At 53.4% G+C, this 16,108-nt stretch carries 15 protein-coding genes; 7 read left to right on the top strand and 8 right to left on the bottom strand.

The features are described 5' to 3' along the window. Nucleotides 1–527 precede the first annotated feature (527 nt). Nucleotides 528–764: a hypothetical protein gene (locus FYZ48_RS09635; protein WP_149339743.1), complete on the top strand. Its 237-nt coding sequence runs from the start codon at nt 528–530 to the stop codon at nt 762–764. Nucleotides 765–1,185: 421 nt separating this feature from the next. Further along, nucleotides 1,186–1,335: a hypothetical protein gene (locus tag FYZ48_RS29240; protein WP_187781948.1), complete on the top strand. Its 150-nt coding sequence runs from the start codon at nt 1,186–1,188 to the stop codon at nt 1,333–1,335. A gap of 112 nt (nt 1,336–1,447) precedes the next feature. Here FYZ48_RS29240 and FYZ48_RS09630 read toward each other — a convergent pair whose 3' ends face one another. Together FYZ48_RS09630 and FYZ48_RS09625 are read right to left on the bottom strand one after the other, a co-directional pair. Next, nucleotides 1,448–2,491, bottom strand: coding sequence for a glycosyltransferase family 4 protein (locus FYZ48_RS09630; protein WP_149339741.1), 1,044 nt, complete (start codon nt 2,489–2,491; stop codon nt 1,448–1,450). A 104-nt stretch (nt 2,492–2,595) separates the two neighbouring features. Next, the gene (locus tag FYZ48_RS09625) at nt 2,596–4,380 is read right to left on the bottom strand and encodes a redoxin family protein (RefSeq protein ID WP_149339739.1); all 1,785 of its coding nucleotides are present in this window, start codon (nt 4,378–4,380) and stop codon (nt 2,596–2,598) included. A gap of 188 nt (nt 4,381–4,568) precedes the next feature. On the opposite strand from FYZ48_RS09625, the gene FYZ48_RS09620 reads away from it, so the two are divergent. Beyond that, a complete protein-coding gene (locus FYZ48_RS09620; RefSeq protein ID WP_149339737.1) occupies nt 4,569–5,504 on the top strand; it encodes a sugar phosphate isomerase/epimerase family protein in 936 nt (311 codons plus the stop codon). A 25-nt stretch (nt 5,505–5,529) separates the two neighbouring features. Here the strand turns inward: FYZ48_RS09620 and FYZ48_RS09615 are convergent, their stop codons facing one another. The 3 genes from FYZ48_RS09615 to FYZ48_RS09605 form a co-directional block, all read right to left on the bottom strand. After that, entirely contained in the window at nt 5,530–5,979 is a 450-nt protein-coding gene (locus FYZ48_RS09615; RefSeq protein ID WP_187781947.1) for a nuclear transport factor 2 family protein, read from the bottom strand. Between the two features lie 141 nt (nt 5,980–6,120). Next, nucleotides 6,121–6,678 carry a dihydrofolate reductase family protein gene (locus FYZ48_RS09610; RefSeq protein ID WP_149339733.1) on the bottom strand — a complete coding sequence of 186 codons (558 nt, stop codon included), beginning with the start codon at nt 6,676–6,678 and terminating at the stop codon, nt 6,121–6,123. Nucleotides 6,679–6,699: 21 nt separating this feature from the next. Further along, on the bottom strand, nt 6,700–7,689 hold the full coding sequence (locus FYZ48_RS09605) for a metallophosphoesterase family protein (protein ID WP_149339731.1): 990 nt from the start codon (nt 7,687–7,689) through the stop codon (nt 6,700–6,702). A gap of 277 nt (nt 7,690–7,966) precedes the next feature. On the opposite strand from FYZ48_RS09605, the gene FYZ48_RS09600 reads away from it, so the two are divergent. Then, nucleotides 7,967–8,170 carry a hypothetical protein gene (locus FYZ48_RS09600; RefSeq protein WP_149339728.1) on the top strand — a complete coding sequence of 68 codons (204 nt, stop codon included), beginning with the start codon at nt 7,967–7,969 and terminating at the stop codon, nt 8,168–8,170. A gap of 21 nt (nt 8,171–8,191) precedes the next feature. Here the strand turns inward: FYZ48_RS09600 and FYZ48_RS09595 are convergent, their stop codons facing one another. The 3 genes from FYZ48_RS09595 to FYZ48_RS09585 form a co-directional block, all read right to left on the bottom strand. Next, on the bottom strand, nt 8,192–9,337 hold the full coding sequence (locus tag FYZ48_RS09595) for a lactonase family protein (RefSeq protein WP_149339726.1): 1,146 nt from the start codon (nt 9,335–9,337) through the stop codon (nt 8,192–8,194). A 90-nt stretch (nt 9,338–9,427) separates the two neighbouring features. Beyond that, on the bottom strand, nt 9,428–9,757 hold the full coding sequence (locus tag FYZ48_RS09590) for a rhodanese-like domain-containing protein (protein ID WP_149339724.1): 330 nt from the start codon (nt 9,755–9,757) through the stop codon (nt 9,428–9,430). A gap of 50 nt (nt 9,758–9,807) precedes the next feature. After that, a complete protein-coding gene (locus FYZ48_RS09585) occupies nt 9,808–11,280 on the bottom strand; it encodes a sulfatase family protein (RefSeq protein WP_149339787.1) in 1,473 nt (490 codons plus the stop codon). A gap of 246 nt (nt 11,281–11,526) precedes the next feature. Here FYZ48_RS09585 and FYZ48_RS09580 point away from each other — a divergent pair, with 246 nt between their 5' ends. The 3 genes from FYZ48_RS09580 to FYZ48_RS09570 all read left to right on the top strand — a co-directional run bounded on the left by FYZ48_RS09580 (nt 11,527) and on the right by FYZ48_RS09570 (nt 16,019). Continuing rightward, on the top strand, nt 11,527–12,855 hold the full coding sequence (locus FYZ48_RS09580) for an Nramp family divalent metal transporter (protein ID WP_149339722.1): 1,329 nt from the start codon (nt 11,527–11,529) through the stop codon (nt 12,853–12,855). Nucleotides 12,856–12,862: 7 nt separating this feature from the next. Then, a complete protein-coding gene (locus tag FYZ48_RS09575; RefSeq protein ID WP_149339720.1) occupies nt 12,863–14,293 on the top strand; it encodes a sulfatase-like hydrolase/transferase in 1,431 nt (476 codons plus the stop codon). Between the two features lie 1,165 nt (nt 14,294–15,458). Continuing rightward, on the top strand, nt 15,459–16,019 hold the full coding sequence (locus FYZ48_RS09570) for a DUF309 domain-containing protein (protein WP_145042995.1): 561 nt from the start codon (nt 15,459–15,461) through the stop codon (nt 16,017–16,019). Nucleotides 16,020–16,108: the final 89 nt, after the last annotated feature.

Genomic DNA, 16,108 nt, shown 5'->3' with positions numbered 1-16,108 from the left:
CGATCAACAACCTGATGAGGACGAAGCTCTTAAAACTTGACCACCAACCTTTTGCTATATCAAAGCCTCATCCAGATACATATCTGGGTGAGGCTTTTTTTGCGCGCTCGACCCCTTTTATCAAAATGACACAGGGTTTCCGTGCAAGAGCGTAGGTAGCCACACAGAATAGGAATCAGAGAGTGGAAAGCTCTACACAAAAAAAGCATAAAGTGCGGGCGATTATTAATCAAATCCGTAGTCCTTGTTCCTGCATGAACCCCGCCCCCATCTGCTCCTGCTGCAATCAAATGGTACTCCGTCACCGAAAAATGATGGTAAGCCCTTCTATGGCTATGCGAAGTTCGCTCGTGGCGGCTGCTCTGATACGGCGAATACTGCGGACAGTGATTACGGGGAATAGTGCCCTGTCAGAAAATCCGTGAAGAAATGAGCAAATGCACAAGATTGCATTGAACAATTATCTGGACATACTGAGAATGGGGGTGATTTATTTGGGATTCAGTACTCAGGTTAAGGAATAAGTTATGGTAAAAAAAGAAGTGACTATGATCGTATGGGAATGCGATTCTTGTGGGAAACAAGTTCGGGCTAATGAAGGTGCTGATTATCCTGCTGGGTGGGGGTATGCATCAGGTGAAATTGACTTGGGAAATGGTCCACAAACAAAAGCTATTGATGTCTGTGGTCAATGTTCACAGAACACTGATGCTGCATTTGCAAAATATAAAACTTCATTGATCTCGCCAAACTATGATGTTTAACAACAAATTATATTTTTGAGTTGGAGTCGATGAATGCATTTCATAAAGATAGGCGATGAGTTAATCAACACTGGCTTGATATTGAAGATTGATTTTACACCTGGGGCAGAACTGGATGCAGGTGATGAATCGTGGCGGTAATGGGAGGAAGGTGAGGATTTTTATGGTGATCACGTTTCAACAAGACCTTACAACCGTGTCCGGATATTCGTTTTTGGTCGCGAAATGCCAATTGAATTGACTGCCCCAAATCATATTGAAGCTTTGAGAGGATTGTGGGAAGCAAAAGCTGTTACTGAAATAATTTGACACCTCCCCACCATTGCGCTAATCTCCACGCAATGATCACTGAACCATATATCTGGATCATACCACCTGCATCCTGGCTCATAACCGTGAGACGCTACACCGTCTTTTCCGGATGATCAAAATTGCCTACGAATCGTGTCCGGATCGTGTGCAGTTGGCGGATGGGCGGATCTGGACCAAGCCCAAAGCAAAGTATGACTCCAAAAATGAGTTGTACTTTGAAGGGCTGGATTCACGTATCTATGTGGCCCTGAAAGTGTGATCCGACACCATTCACAGTCTCCATGTGTCGGAATGGCCTTTATTGAGCATGCTGAAGAGGCTTTAATTGTCCATCACTCTTAGCTCACCATTCGCGGCAGCATCTTCGGAAATCAGTTCTGATCCACTGTCTCTTCCAGGAACTGTATCAAACGCTGGCTGTTGCGTTCGGTATCGAATTCTTCTTTGACCGTTTTCCGGCCGCTCAGGCCGACTTGTTTTCGCAGCTCGGGTGAGGTGAGTAACTGTTCCAGGGAGGCGTACCAGGCCTCGGTTGAATCGGCGCAGAATCCATTCTCCCCCTGTTCGATGATCTCTGCATTGACGCCGACCGGCGACGCGACGGCGGGGATTCCCAGGGCCATGTATTGCAGCAGTTTTAAGCCGCATTTGTAGCGGGACCATTCATCGTCTTTTAAGGGCATGATGCCGATGTCGAAGGCGGAGAGGTCCTGATATTCCGTTTCCGGATTCCAGACCAGGTGGCGGACTTCGACTCCCTTCAGTTCAAGCTCCGCGATCGGGTCGGGGGAGGCTGAGATGATGCAGAGTGTGAATTCGTATTTTTCTGCCAGGCGGTTCAGTGCCGGGACGACGAGTTTGAGGTTCGGGATGTTGGTATCAAGGCCGGTCCAGCCGATGACTGGTTTGGTGGTGGGGGGCTGACTAAAATCCTTGAGGGGGTATTTACCGGTGATGACCGACGTGGGGAGCAGTCGGACGTGGTCGTTATATTTACGGGCGACTGCGCAGAGATTCTGGTTGCCGGCGATCAGCAGATCGACTTTCTCCGCCAGTACCTGGAATTTCTTGGGATAGCGGAGAAAAATCGCATCGTCAATATCGAGAACGCATTTGGCGGGTCGGTTCAGGAACAAAAGTTCCATGTCGTAGGCGGGGATGTCGAAGATTTCCCGTTCGATGAAAATCAGATCGAAGGGTCTCAGGCAGGCGTAGAGATAATGCAGGTAGCGGGTGATGCGTTTGAGCAGGTAGCTGAGGCGGTAGCCGAGCCAGGGGATGTGCTCATATTTTTCGGGGTAACTGGCGAGAACCGTACACGAGATGCCTGCCTGTTTGAGAAAGGGGAGATAATTCAGCACCCGAAATCGAGAGGAGGGAACATTCTTCCCGGAGATCAGGAACAGGACACGCATGAGGATTCTCGGCAAACAGTCGGCTTCGGTTGATTCTGCAGATAACGCTTACATTCTGACAATCATAACCAGTTCTCAACCAGAAATCAGCCTGCAGGCGCCGGTCAGGGAACCGCCTGTCCGGTGCGGGGATCGATGGTCAGATTCAGCCGCTCATTCGCATAGGTGTAGAAGAAGAACGCGTACAGCATTTCATGGTAGGTCTGCGGTCCCTCCCTGACGGTGGCACCTGGATCCGGATTGAAGGGATTGAAAGCCGAATTGTCGTAGTGGGCGATGGCTTCGATGCGGGTGCCTTTGGGGAAGAAGTGCCGCTGGTCTTTCCAGAGATAACCGATTTGCCAGTCGAAGCTGTAATTGGGAATGACCAGCAGTTTTTCCTGTTTCCCTTCCGGGTAATGGGCCAGGAAGGAGAGATCCTTGCCGCGGAGATGCATGTGGGCGAAGAGTCCGATGCCGTGGGCGTCCTGTTTGAGTGTGCGGGCGTTGCTGACCTCGTAGTGCGGGGCTTCCGGGGGGATCTCGAATTTCGTATTTTTGATGATCAGGAAGCGATACCGTTTCTGAACTTTGCCCTGCACGTATTTAAAGCCGACCGAGATGCGACAGTTTTCCGGTTTGCCGGTCGAGGTGTAATGAATCTGTAACGCCAGGGCACTCCCTTTGGGGATCATGACCCCCAGTCCTTCGGGCAGCATCATCGGTCCCGAGCCCGGCACTTTTCCGGTGAGAAAATTCGACTCGTCCCATTTCTTCGTTAAGGTGACAGCCGCCATGTTGCAGTGATGGACGACGCCGGGATTGTCGGGTTTGATTTCGATTGCAGAGACCCAGGTATCCTCGGGGAAGACGTAGGGGAGAATGGTGTAGCGGTAGGGAATGTATCCCTCCGCGGGGAGCGCGTGTCTTTCCAGCATGCTGATTTTGAGATCAGGTTCGCCGATCAGCCACTTATCGGCGTCGACTTCAGTGAGCGCGGGTTTGAAATCGGCGGGTTCTGTTCCGGCGGGCATGCCTGACTCGACCCAGTCCGTCACCTGTTTACGTTCCCGGCGGGACATGCCACGGTGATTGGCGAACTCGGCGTGTGACGTCCCCCCATACCAGGGGGGCATGCGCTGGTCGGAGACGACCTCCGCGATCATCGCACCGTTATTCTGGACTTCAGCGAGCGTTGTTAAGGCGAAGGGGGCTTCAGTGCCGGGGCGATGACAGTCTGTGCAATGTTTTTGCAGCAGTGGCTGAATGTCTTTGTAATAAGTGAGTGACCGGTCGGGCTCTGTTTGGGCTGCGTGGGTAATCAGGCAGCCATCCACGTTGGTTTCTGTTACGGAAATCGGCGTTCCGTGCAGGACTCCCTCAATCGCGGCCGTCAGATTCTCCTGGGAAGGTCGCGGCAGCGAACCCCCGATGCGGTACTGGTCATCGATGCGGCCGCGGTAGTGGAGACGGTAGCTGGCGTCGAGAACGGCGACTTCCGGCGTGCGGGTCAGTCCCAGAGCAGCGACGGAGGTTCCCTTGCGATCCTGGACATTGGGGAAGGGGATTTCGTGTTCTACCGCAAATTCGGCGATCTCGCGAATGGAGTCAGTGGGGCCGGTGTGCAGGGCGATGAATTGAACTCCCTGTGGGCGATATTGCTGTTCGAGACGTTTGAGTTTGGGGAGATAGCGTTTGACGAGGGGGCAGGTCGTGTTGCAGGCGACGATGACGAATGCCTTGCGGTCTGGAAAATCAGCGAGGGAGCGGGTGAGGTAGCGGATGTCTTTGAACTGCAGGGGCCCTGTATTGGAATGAATTTCGGGGCGTGCCTGCTCCCGGGCCGAGGCTGTTTGCAGGCAGCAGCAGATCAGGAGCAGCGTACAGAATCGAAACAGAGAATCGGGCATGATCGGCAATTCGTTCGAATGAAAGTCGACTGATGAGGGAAGTCCGTTCAGGGGAAATACTTCATCGGAGTGGCCTGCGTTTCAGAAAAATCAATATTTCCAGATGACATCTGACTTCGAACTGGCGTACGATGGCAGATCTAAACTGTCGGACATGCATTGTAGTGTTCTGAAGCGGAGAAGCAAAAATGAAGTTTTCACGAAGAGCGTTTCTACAGGCGGGCAGCGGCGCCCTGGCGATCCCGTTGCTGGATCGACGGTCTATCAAGGCCGATTCAGGACAGAAAGCCAAGGCGGCTCCCTCACTTGAGCGTGCGCTGGGGATCACGACTTCTTCTTTTTCGGGACATCTCTCGCCCCGGGCTGCCAAGGGAAAAATCTCTCTGCTGGACCTGCCCCGCATGCTGCGGGAGGAACTGGGGATGACGGTCATCGATCTGAATACGTCCACAGTGTCAGTGACCGATGGCAAGTACCTGGAACAGTTGCGGAATGCAGCGGATCGGGTGGGATGCGTGTTGACCAACCTGAAAATGAACCAGGGAAAGCTGGACATGAACAGTCCCGATCAGGCCACTCGCGCACACGCGTTGAAAACCTATAAGGCGTCGATCGATGTGGCTTCCGAGCTGGGACTGAAGTGGGCGCGTCCGCTGCCTCGAACGCAGCGTCCCGATATGCAGATTCATATCGACAGCTACCGGGAGTTGTGTGATTACGGTGCGGAACGGAATGTCCAATTGCTGGTTGAGAATTACGGCTGGATGCAGAACGATCCCGAGTCCGTCGTCAAACTGGTCAAGGCGATTGGTCATCAGGTGGCGGCTTGTCCCGATACGGGGAACTGGGACAGTGATGAACTGCGTTACGCAGGGCTGGCGAAGACATTTCCGATTGCGGTCACCTGTGATTTTAAAGCACGGGCCATTGGTCCCCGCGGTGAGCATCCGCTGTATGATCTCAAACGCTGTTTCGAGATTGGCTGGCAGGCCGGATTTCGGGGGCCCTGGTGCTTCGAACATGCGAACAAAGACCAGGGGCAATTGTGGAAGGAACTGGGCATGCTGCGTGACATGCTGCAGACCTGGATGAAGGAGGCAGCACAGGAACCCGCTGATTCCTGATGTTCCTGCGCTACGACCGGTTCGATCAGGGAATGGGCGTTTCCTGGTAGGAGACTTCGAGCCACTCTCCCTTGCGTTTGATCCAGCATTCCAGAATCTGCACATGCTTCGCCAGCTGCTTACCTTCGAAGGTTCCTTCAATCTGGGCTTCGTAGGTGATGATGGCCGCGCTCGGTGTGGTGTGGATGATCTTTTTCGGGCTGGCCTTGAAGAGGGTCAGCTTGAGTTCGGGCAGAGCCTCCAGTTGATCTTTCTGGCTGAAAAACTGGTAGCTGGGTGCGATGGAAATGTGCCGCTCATCGGTCATCCGGCGAATCGTTTCCTTGTCCCGCTTGGAAAAGGCTTCGTCCAGCGTTTTGACTGCTTTGAGCAGTTCGGCATCGAGGACAGCAGTTTTATCGGGTTTATCTGCTGCTGAAAGCAGCGTGGATGAGAGTAGGCAGATGAGAGTGCAGGCAATAATTCGCGTTGACATGGTCTGTTCCTTTCGTGAATCAGACGGGCAGGGCATAGCGGGGAGGCTTCCCACACGGGATGGGTGTCTTCTGCTCTGGAGTATACTGCGATTTCGCCTCAGGCGGGAAGCGGAATCCCGGGAATTTCGTCGCAAAAACAATCAGTCTGAAGATACTGCATTCTGCACTGCATATCGGCTTTGGACGAAACCGTTATCAAAGGAACGTGTCTCTCGGTGCTGAAGCGGAATGTCTTGCGCGAGTGCGCCGAACAGGGGGAGTCCCTCGCCAATCAAGGTGGGAATGCGCGTGATGATCAGCTCGTCGATCAGTCCGGCTGCGAGAAATCGCTGGATCGTAATGCCGCCGTCGATGTAGGCATTGTTCAGACCCTCTTCTGTCAGATCCTGAAACAGCTGTGTGGGCGAACTGTTTCTGACTTCGACCGAGGCGGGCAGATGATCTGGTAGACTAAGCGACTGGCTGCTGAGGACGATCACCCGTTTGTCGCCGTAGGGCCAGGTGCCGAAGGAGAGGACTGTTTCGAACGTATGGCGGCCCATCACGAGAACGTCGATTCCGTCCATGAACTGCTGGTAACCGAAATCTTCAGCCGTCTGATCGCCGGCACCATCACTGCCGGGAAGCCAGTCGAGGGAGCCATCTTTACGGGCGATGAATCCGTCCAGACTGACTGCAATAAAAACGCGTCCGTGCATGGTTGATCTCTCCAATGGGAATTAATGATGGGCATCGGGAATCAGCGGCGGTTTTTCTTCCGCGACCGAGTAATCACGTTCTTCGACCGGGGGATGCCCCAGCGGTCCGAAAGTGCCGAACTCGTCGCACTGGTCGAGGCCGGGGATGAAGGTGACGTCGATCCCGGCTTCTGAAACATCGCAGCGATGAAATCCAAAGCGGGTGTCAGCTTCGGGCCAGCGTTCTGCCAGCTGTCCGGTGTTGCCTGCCGCCTGGGTGCGATAGATGCGAATGCCGTCGATGTGTTGCACGGCGCGTCCCGTATGGACGTGACCGCAAAACAGAATCTCCACTTTGGCTGCTTTGAGGATCTCCCACAATCTTTGTCTGTGTGGCGGATTGATTGAGAAATACCAGTTGTCGTATTCCTCGCCTTTGGTTGGGTCCCAGTCCGGTTCATCAGGGGATTCCATGAAGGGCCAGTAATGCATGACGGCGACATGATGTTTTCCTGCAGGCAGATCGGGGAGTTGTTCCAGCATGCGCCAGAAGCGGTCTTCATGGGGGAGACCCGTGCCTGCGACGGCGGCATAAAAGCCGGTGAAGCGGATCTCTTTGTGCATGAAGGTCCACTGCAGAGGGCCAAAGTAGTTGCTGAAGAGATCCAGGCGTTCGCCGGTCATATTCAGATCCGGGTCATTCCAGCCCAGGCCTTTGGGATCCCACCGCGGTTTGACTCCGTTGACGGCGGTGTGTTTGTTGCCGACATCCATGTTCCCGGGGATGATGAATGTGGGGAAGGGGAGTGTATTCAGATCTTCGCGGGCCTGCTGGTATTCGAACTCGTGCGTGTCGCCGTCGCGCGTCAGGTCGCCGCCGTGGAGCAGGAGGTCGGCATCGATCTCTGACATCTGCTGTTTGATGGCAGCCCAGCGTTTGTTGATCGCCGGCCGAAAGCGGTAAGAGCGAGCCGTACCCATATGACTGTCATTGACATGCAGAAACGTCCAGGGTTCAGAGGAGTGAGTCATGAGTTGCTTGTCCTGGTTCGGATTTCAATGAGTTCGGTTTTCAATGAGGATCGCAGCGCTAACGACCTTAAATAACATACAGTGGGAAGGCCACGGGGCCGTTTCCGTATCGTACTGTGACTGTTGCTGCGGAAGCAACTCCAGCCGAAAGAGACCGCGTTATTCCCATTTTCCTCTTGCAGGAAATCGGCAGAAAATCAAAAATGGAGAGAGTCACACAATTCACCGCTCCCTGTTCTCAAAGGGAGCGATTATCTGATAGAGAGGAGGCCCCGTCATGGTCTGTACGCATTTAAAGGAACTCTACAAGTATTGCGAAGAAAATCAGCTGCGCCTGGGCGGTGCCGACCTGATTCAGGTGATTTGCAAACAGTGCGAAGAGGAAGAAACCTGCCCCTCTCTGCTGATGGAACAGTATGATGCAAAACACCCGGAAGAGAGCGAAGACGAGCCATCCAAGGCTGAGACGCCGTCCGAGTAGAATTCCTTTCTGCTGTGCCAGTTAACGAATCATGATGCAGGACGGGCTGGGGATGGAGATCGGTTCGCCGACGGCCGTCAGTTTGCCGGTCTGCTGATCGATGGCGAAGACCACGACGTTATTCCCCGGCATATTCGCACAGAGCAGATGCTTCCCGTCCGCGGTAATGACCAGGTTCTGTGGTCCTTTGCCCAGACTGGGGATGATTTCGATCAGCGATAATTTTCCCTCTGGGTCAACACTGTAAGCCGCCAGACTGTCATGGCCGCGATTCGTCCCGTAGAGGAACCGACCATCGGGAGTGAATTTCAGGTCGGCACAGTGGCTGACATCGGTGAAGTCAGCGGGCAGGGTGTCGATGGTCTGGCCTTCGGTCAGAAAGCCGGTTGCGGGATCGTAATCGAATTCCGTGATGGAATTCTTGAGTTCGTTGATGACATACATCTGCTTTCCATTCGGATGGAAGGTCAGATGACGCGGGCCGGCACCGGGGATGGTTCTGACAAACGGCTGCGTAGCGGGAGTCAGTTTCGCGGTCTGGGGATCCAGTTTGTAAGCCATGATTTTGTCGAGCCCCAGGTCGGCGGCGAAGACATATTTCTGGTCCGGGCTGATGACGCTGCAGTGGGCGTGCGGTTCTTTTTGACGCTTGGGATTCACGCTGGAACCCTCGTGCTGCACGAACGTGGCTGCTTCTCCCAGCGAGCCATCGGCATTGACGGGGAGGGAAGCGACACTGCCTGTGGTATAGTTGGCAACCACAACTGCTTTACCGGTGTCATCGATATCCAGGTAACAGGAAGCGGTTCCCAGTGAGGACTGCCGATTGAGCAGCTTCAGTTTGCCGGTGCGTTCCTCCAGTTCGAAGGCGGAGACAAATTCATTGTCTTTGCCGCTGAATTTACCGGGGGCATGGATCGAGTACAGGTAGCGGTTGTCGGGCGACACGGCGAGGAAGAAGGGATGCTCGACATCAGCGGTCCGTGCGACCTGCGTGAGCTCACCTGTCTCGGGATTGAATTTGTAAGCATGGATGGCACCCTCTTCACCAGCTGCGAATGCCGAAATGAAGACCAGGGGCTCATCGGCTGCGGTGGCCTGAGCGGTATTGCTGAGGACCATTCCGACGACCAGCGGAAACAGATAAAAGACATGTTCGTAAGACATCTCAAACTCCCACAGTGGATTCATCAGGTGTTGCATTAAAGACGGAGAGCACATTGTATCAACGCGGACTTGCCGCGGCTATGTTCGGGTTTAATACCGCGGTTTGGTATCATCGATTTCGCAGGACCAGGCATCGATGCCCCCCTGCATACTTTTGACATTCGTAAAACCATTTTGTGACAGCCAGCTGGCGACCTGCAGACTCCGCATGCCGTGATGGCAGTAGACGATGATTTCCTCAGAACGGAGGTCTTCCAGTTCTCCTGCCCGCTCCTGAATTTCACTCATCGGGAGCAGGCGTGCTGCGTCGATATGGACGTGGTCATATTCATTCTGTTCCCGGCAGTCGAGCAGAACAAAGTTTTGATCTGAATCCAGTTTCTGCTTAACGGTCCGGCAGTCGGTTTCCAGTGAATGCATGGAATTCTTTCGTATGCTGGCTGATTCCGAAACTCTCTTCGGAATAATGATTATTTAGTGGATGTTGTTTTGAGGGTCGGGGGGACCGGATTCTCAATGTGCGCTGCTTTGCGCTGATTGGCACCGGGGCGATTGGTGTCTCCCAGGTCGGCACGTCCCTTTTCGGCGAGGGCCTGCAGTTCTTTGACGATCTCCGGATGCTGGTCGGCGACATTGTGCTCGCAGCTGATATCGGTGACGACGTTAAACAGGAGCGGCTGAGAGCCTTCTCCTTTTTTGAAGTGCGGGTGCCGACTGAATTCTTTGAGTGGCACAAACAGTTTCCAGGGCCCTTTGCGGACGGCCTGCAGCTGATCCATCGCGTAATAGTAGAAGACATCGTAGGGGCTTTTCGCGCCTTCTGTGCCAAAGATCAGAGGTTGGATATCGTGTCCGTCGATGATGCGATCGGTGGGTACTTTGGCGCCTGCCAGATCGGCGAAGGTAGGGAGCAGGTCCATGGTGGTTGCCAGTTCGGTACAGACCGTGTCGGCGGGAACGCGGCCCGGCCACCACATGATGGTGGGGACGCGGAAGGCGCCTTCCGAAGTGGTGTAGCCGCGACCATGCAGCGGTTTGTTGGTTCCCCGTTCGGTGCTGTTCATGTCCCGGGCCATGGGAGAGCCATTGTCTGACGTCCAGACGACGAGCGTATCGTCGTCGATGCCCAGCTCGACGAGTTTGTCGAGCAGTTGTCCGGTCGACCAGTCGAGTTCTTCGATGCTGTCACCCCAGGGGCCGTTTTTACTTTTGCCCCGGAAGGCATCACTGGCGAACGGTTTGCTGGTACTGCCGGGCATGGCCTGTGGGAAATAGAGGAAGAAGGGCTCGTCTTTGTTCTGTTCAATGAACTCGACCGCTTTTTCGGTGTAGTCTTTGGTGAGCAGATTACGATCGACGCCGGCTCTGATGACAGTATCGTTCAGCATGACGGGCAGGGGAGGCCAGTTTTTGCCATCCAGGCGATCGCCGAGTCGCTGCCCGACGGCCTGGGTCATGTCATCGCTGTAGGGAATGCCATAGAAATAATCGAAGCCCTGTTTGGTGGGCAGAAAAGGAGGCTGGTCTCCGAGGTGCCATTTCCCGATCATGCCGGTCTTGTAGCCTTTCTGCTTCAGGACTTCGGCAACCGTGACTTCTTCGGGATTCAGTCCGTAGGGAGAGATCGGTCGCAGTACCTGTCCGTCGCGGGGATTCCAGTGCATGCCAACCCGCTGTGAATAACAGCCGGTCATGATGGAGGCCCGTGAAGGGGTGCAGACACCTGCGGTCACACAGAAGTGAGTGAATTTGCGTCCTTCGCGTGCCATACGGTTTAAACAGGGGGTCCGATTGACGGTCGAGCCGAAAGGTTCGATATCGCCATAACCCAGGTTGTCGCAAAAGATGACGATGAAGTTGGGCTTCCGGTTGGACTCCGCAGCAGACAGCGGATTGGAGAAAAGTCCAGACAGCAGACAGATCAGGGCGAGCAGATTCAACAGAGCTTTCACGTGATGATCCTTTGGTCGAATGAATCTATGGCGAGGAATAACGAGCAGCTTGAAAGCCGGCGGCAGTCCGCAGCGCAGGAGCCGACTGTAAAGCTATCTTAAACATTACTAAGAATCTTTACAAAATAAAACCGGACGAAGAAGAAGAGGATTGTGTCTTGTCTTGAGTTTCGCATAATGAAGGTTGCATATGTTTTCCCCACACCACATTGAGAACCTTCTGAGGATACCCGTCCCGTGAGTGAAGCAGCAGCAGAATCAGCAACGAATGCCCGGCCCCACTGGTGGCAACGGATTGGCCCCGGCCTGGTAACCGCCTGTGTGGTGATTGGTCCCGGAAGTATTTTATCGAGTTCCAATCTGGGAGCCAAAGACGGTTACAGCATGATCTGGGTCGTGCTGATCTCGGTTTTCTTTATGCTGATTTATACTTCACTCGGTGCGAAACTGGGGACAGTGACTGAAGAGTCGACCTGCACCCTGCTGGCTAAAATGGTGGGACGTCCGTTAACCATTTTGATTGGCTGCGGTGTCTTTTTTATCTCAGCCGCCTATCAGTTCGGAAATAATATCGGAGTGCATTCGGCTCTGGAAAGTTATACTGATTTCAAATATGGCATCGTGATCTTCAATGCGATTTCACTGGCGTTTCTGTTCGGCTTCAAGAACCTGTATAAGCTGGTCGAACGATTGATGTCGATCTTTGTGGCTTTGATGCTGGCGTCCTTTGCCATCAATCTGTTTTTCGCGAAACCCAATCTGCTGGAAATGGCAGAGGGGGTGATTCCCGGATATGGCAGTGACGGACTGGATTCGATTCTGAATCTTTCGTTGCTGGGACTGGTGGGAACCACCTTTGTAATTTCAGCCGCATTTTACCAGTCTTACCTGGCGCGGTTCAAAGGCTGGAAAGTTCAGGATCTGAAAGATGGCCGCATCGATTCTGTTATCAGCGTGACGATTATGGCATTGATCACGATCATGATCATGTCGACTGCAGCCGCGGTACTGCGGGGGAAAGAACTGTCGGGAGTCAGCGATGTCGGTAATGCATTGCAGCCGTTGTTTGGAGATAAAGGACAGATTCTGTTCTGCATTGGACTGTTCTCGGCAGCCTACTCTTCATTTATCGTGAATTCGATGATCGGCGGATTTATTCTGTCTGACAGCCTGGGCCTGGGGGGCACGCCCCAGGATAAGTGGACGCGTATTCTGACGGCAGCGGTACTGTTGACCGGGATGTTCGTCGGGCTCTACGTGATCCAGTCGGGGACGAAACCGGTGGTGGCGATTGTTGCTGCCCAGGCGGTGACCGTTGTGGCGGCCCCTCTGGCTGCGGGCGCGTTATTGTTGCTGACCAGCAGTAAAAAAGTGATGGGCGAACATCGGAACGGAATCGGGATGAATATTCTGGCCAGCATCGGCTTTGTGCTGTTGCTGGGGATGGCCTGGTATATTGCGAGTGAGAAAGTACTGCCCCAGATTCAGAAAATGCGGGGTGCATCCACGGCGATGATTCAGGTTGAACCTGTGGAAACGAAACTTGCGCTTCAAAACTGGAACTGAGAGTGTTATGAAACGTCTGTGTGTGAATGTCTGTCTGATCTGCTGCATGGTTCTCTGCGCACTGCCCGCGCAGGCTGCGGAACAAAAACAGGACCAGCGCCCGAACATCATCTTTATTTTGCTCGATAACGTGGGCAAGGACTGGTTCCGCTGTTATGGGAGTTCGGAGAATCAGACGCCAACCATCGATCATCTGGCTTATAACGGTCTGCGATTTCGCAACTGTTATGTGACGCCGGTCTGCAGTACGACGCGGCACATGCTGCTGACGGGACGCTACCCGTTCCGTTCGGGCTGGCATACGCACCACGATCCCGCGATTTACGGAGGCGGCTACTTTGACTGGAACCGGGAAATCTGCTTCGCCCGGATTCTGCGTGACGCAGGCTATAACACGTGTATCTCCGGGAAGTGGCAGATCAATGATCTGTTCGATCCCGCACAGAAAGACGCCTTGATCGAGCATGGGTTTCAGGAGTACTGTATTTTTCCGGAAGGGAAAAAAGGTCATCCGGCTCATAAGAAACGCTACTGGGACCCCTATGTGATTCAGAACGGGAAGCGGCTGGATACAAAAGGGAAATTCGGTCCGGATATTTTCACGGACTATCTGATTGAGTATATGAAAACGCATCGGGACAAGCCGTTCTGTGCTTATTACTCTACGATTCTGACTCACATACCCGTGGTGCATACGCCGCATAATCTGGGAGAAGACCTGACGCCGCGCGAGCAGTTTGCGGGCATGCTGAATTATTCCGATCACCTGATCGGGCGGCTCGTTGAGACGCTGGATGAACTGGGCATCCGCGACAATACGATTCTGTTTATTGTGCCCGATAACGGGACTGATAACGGGACCGACCAGAATGCAGAACAGAGCCTGGGAGGCCGGATCAACGGTCGTGTTTCGGGAGAGGGGATCTACTCGCTGAAAGAGCAGGGCATTAACATGCCGCTGATTATCAATTGTCCGAAGCTGGTGGGTAGAGAACGGGTCAGCGATGACCTGATTGATGCGGCTGATTTTCTGCCGACGCTGGCTGATCTGGCCGATGCACCGCTGCCATCGGGAGTGACGATTGACGGCAGGTCGTTTGCACCGCAGATTCTGGATCAGCCCCGTGAGGAGCCCTGGCGTCCGTGGTGTCTGACCCAGTATTACAAACAGCGGGTGGTCCGTGATCAGCGGTTCAAGCTGTATTCCACCGGCGAGTTTTATGATCTGTCGGAGGACCCGCTCGAGCAGCACGATCTGTCGGGAACCGAACGCGTGAAAAGTGATCGGGCGACTGGAACGTCGCACGCGGAACTGCAGGCGGTGCTGGATTCGCTGCCGGAAAACGCGAAGCTGCCCTGGGAGTTTCGCAGTATCTCGGCGCGGAAAATTCGGGCTGAGGAAGCGCGTCAGAAAGAGGCTGAGAAATCGGGTAACTAGTTTGCTCGCGAACAGCGGCAGTTCCTGCCGTGCCCCGCCGACACTTGTGTGATCCGTTCGAGCGGGACGAATCTGCACTGCGCATGTTATCAGCTTCATTGTATTCATCTCTCTGTGCGCGCGACGGTCGGGTACAATGGATTCCTATGACCGTTCCAGGCGGGGCTGATGCCCTGCGGCTCATTCGTCTTACTTGTGTTGAACGATGGTGAGATTGTGTGGAACGGCGCGCGGGGGTCAAGGGGAGCTTGTGCTTTGAATTCCCTGTGAGAGTTCCTGAGTTTCTTGTGAGTGAACTGTGAAATGCTCTGAATGTGCTCCGAAATGATTTGAAATCTTAGGAGACATCGAGAAGTAGTGCAGGAGGTTCCAGTGAAAAGGTGGAAAAATCGACGGCGATTCAGGTGCATCTGGATGACTGGTCACGCAGATTCCAGTGCTCATTTCGTCCGCCTCGCGCGCGAAGCACAATTGAGATAATTTATGATTGGGGGAGAGCGGATCAAGTTCAGTTTAAACAGTGGTGGGGGCAGGAATGGTCAGGTGTCAAATGAGGGGGGAGGGATGATCTCATTTATCAGAAGTGGGGAGTTGTTTCCCTGTGTTGAGAATTTCACGAGGGGTTAGCGGGGCTGCTCTGGTGATCGAATGTGACATGGCTGGGTGCGATTGTAAGTTAATTTATTGTAGTTACTTATGTGAAATGTTTTTGTGTGGCGCGAGAGCGGGAACTGATCTGAAAATGAGTTGGATTGACTGACTGGAACCTGCTACGGTGAAATTTCTCAAATTGGCGCAAATTGCAAAATCTGGTCTTTAAGTTCAATAAAGCTTGTATATGATGGGTGAGTTAAAGCTTGAAAATAAGCGGATTCAGCTTATTTTTTCAGTTTCCTACCCCTTTGCTCTCTGCTGCATTGATTGCTGACTGTGAGCCGACAACAAGCGAGCCCATTTGGATGAGGGGCGGAGCCCGAGTAATTTCAATTTGCGCTATCTGTGCGGAAATTATTATGAATAAATAAGTTAGGTTCAGATATCAAATCTGATTTCCTGACACATTTTAGAGCCTCCCGTGCCACCCAGGCACATCTGTCAAAGAATGAGACAGATCAGAGTTTTGTTGTTTTTAGCTAATTAGAAGAGAATTTGGAGATTTTAGAGGATGGTTTATCCTGTTGCTGAAGTTGTACGTTTACTGCCATCATCCCGACTGCCTGAATATACGTTTGTGCCTGGCAAGAGTTTGCCGCATCCCTATCGTGATCCCAAGGGCCACAGCTACGGTAATAAGCCGAAGCCTCCCAAGGCGCTCACGCAGGAAAACTGGATGGAGCACCGGAACTATCTGAACGCGATCGACTTCTTCAACCTGGGCTACTACTGGGAAGCCCATGATGAATGGGAGCGTCTGTTACGCGTCTGTGGTCCGGATTCGATTCCAGGCCGATTCCTGAAGGGACTGGTCAAGCTGTCCGCTGCGGGTATCAAAGTTCGCGAAGGCAGTATTCATGGTGTGCGTCGTCATGCTGCTTCCGCTGGTGAAGTATTTGCAGACGTGGCCGCAGAGTCAAACGCCGATCATTACTGTGGACTGGAACTGACTCGCTTGCAGTTCGCCGCAGACCGGGCTGCTCAGTTGAAGTATCCCGATGATCTGACCATGGGCGAACCGATTCGGGTCTTCCCTTTCCTGCTGGAACCAGAACCGTTCCCGCTGGGCTAGGTTGCCAAGATTGATCTGCTTTGACAGTTCAAAATAGAAAGAGCACACTTTGGTGTGCTCTTTTTTTACGCCTGCTGTTGATGACATTT

It is taken from the genome of Gimesia chilikensis (assembly GCF_008329715.1).
Taxonomy (GTDB): Bacteria; Planctomycetota; Planctomycetia; order Planctomycetales; family Planctomycetaceae; genus Gimesia; species Gimesia chilikensis.
The sequence above is the reverse complement of the archived record's forward strand: the minus strand, read 5'-3'. Positions and strand labels throughout refer to the sequence as shown.

Bases quoted from the DNA above. Each gene is read 5' to 3' on its own strand.
- FYZ48_RS09575 (WP_149339720.1), top strand. From the start codon at position 12,863: ATGAAACGTCTGTGTGTGAATGTCTGTCTGATCTGCTGCATGGTTCTC.
- FYZ48_RS09635 (WP_149339743.1), top strand. From the start codon at position 528: ATGGTAAAAAAAGAAGTGACTATGATCGTATGGGAATGCGATTCTTGT.
- FYZ48_RS09590 (WP_149339724.1), bottom strand. From the start codon at position 9,757: ATGCATTCACTGGAAACCGACTGCCGGACCGTTAAGCAGAAACTGGAT.
- FYZ48_RS09605 (WP_149339731.1), bottom strand. From the start codon at position 7,689: ATGACTCACTCCTCTGAACCCTGGACGTTTCTGCATGTCAATGACAGT.
- FYZ48_RS29240 (WP_187781948.1), top strand. From the start codon at position 1,186: ATGATCAAAATTGCCTACGAATCGTGTCCGGATCGTGTGCAGTTGGCG.
- FYZ48_RS09600 (WP_149339728.1), top strand. From the start codon at position 7,967: ATGGTCTGTACGCATTTAAAGGAACTCTACAAGTATTGCGAAGAAAAT.
- FYZ48_RS09610 (WP_149339733.1), bottom strand. From the start codon at position 6,678: ATGCACGGACGCGTTTTTATTGCAGTCAGTCTGGACGGATTCATCGCC.
- FYZ48_RS09625 (WP_149339739.1), bottom strand. From the start codon at position 4,380: ATGCCCGATTCTCTGTTTCGATTCTGTACGCTGCTCCTGATCTGCTGC.
- FYZ48_RS09615 (WP_187781947.1), bottom strand. From the start codon at position 5,979: ATGTCAACGCGAATTATTGCCTGCACTCTCATCTGCCTACTCTCATCC.
- FYZ48_RS09630 (WP_149339741.1), bottom strand. From the start codon at position 2,491: ATGCGTGTCCTGTTCCTGATCTCCGGGAAGAATGTTCCCTCCTCTCGA.
- FYZ48_RS09595 (WP_149339726.1), bottom strand. From the start codon at position 9,337: ATGTCTTACGAACATGTCTTTTATCTGTTTCCGCTGGTCGTCGGAATG.
- FYZ48_RS09570 (WP_145042995.1), top strand. From the start codon at position 15,459: ATGGTTTATCCTGTTGCTGAAGTTGTACGTTTACTGCCATCATCCCGA.
- FYZ48_RS09620 (WP_149339737.1), top strand. From the start codon at position 4,569: ATGAAGTTTTCACGAAGAGCGTTTCTACAGGCGGGCAGCGGCGCCCTG.